This is a genomic window from Paenibacillus sp. J2TS4 (assembly GCF_018403245.1).
Classification (GTDB): Bacteria; Bacillota; Bacilli; order Paenibacillales; family NBRC-103111; genus Paenibacillus_L.
Genome location: NZ_BOSH01000043.1, coordinates 1 through 747 on the forward strand (window position 1 = coordinate 1; position 747 = coordinate 747).

The window sequence follows — 747 nt, forward strand, 5'->3', positions numbered from 1 at the left end:
ATTCTCTTCCTACCTACCTGTGTCGGTTTACGGTACGGGCACCTTCTCCCTGGCTAGAGGCTTTTCTTGGCAGCTGGAGTACAAGTTCTTCGGTACTGCAATGTTCCCTCCCCATCACAGCTCAGCCGTCGCGGTGTGCGGATTTGCCTACACACCAGCCTTGCTGCTTGGACAGACACTTCCATCCGTCTGCAACTCTTCCCTTCTGCGTCACCCCATCGCTCATAGCGGTTCACGGTGGTACAGGAATTTCAACCTGTTGTCCTTCGACTACGCCTTTCGGCCTCGCCTTAGGTCCCGACTTACCCTGAGCGGACGAACCTTCCTCAGGAACCCTTAGGTTTTCGGCGGACAAGATTCTCACTTGTCTTTTCGTTACTCATACCGGCATTCTCACTTGTATGCGGTCCAGCAGTCCTCACGATCTACCTTCAATCTGCATACAACGCTCCCCTACCCAAGCATCGTCTTCACTCCGACTTCGAGTGTGTTTCGCCTGAGGCATTGAACCAGAATCTACATCAGAAGAAGATTCTCCTCGATGTTCTCCTACCTTATAAGGTGGATTCTGGTGAAATGTTACGGCCTACACTTTCCTCAAAGAGAGAGTGAAGACGACGCCTGCCACAGCTTCGGTGGTGTGTTTAGCCCCGTTACATTTTCGGCGCAGAGTCACTCGACCAGTGAGCTATTACGCACTCTTTCAATGGTGGCTGCTTCTAAGCCAACATCCTGGTTGTCTTTGCA

General features: G+C 51.9%; 1 rRNA gene. It reads right to left on the reverse strand.

Features of this window, described 5'->3' with window-relative positions:
* Nucleotides 1-747 (reverse strand): 23S ribosomal RNA (locus KJS69_RS29375); the annotation flags it as partial.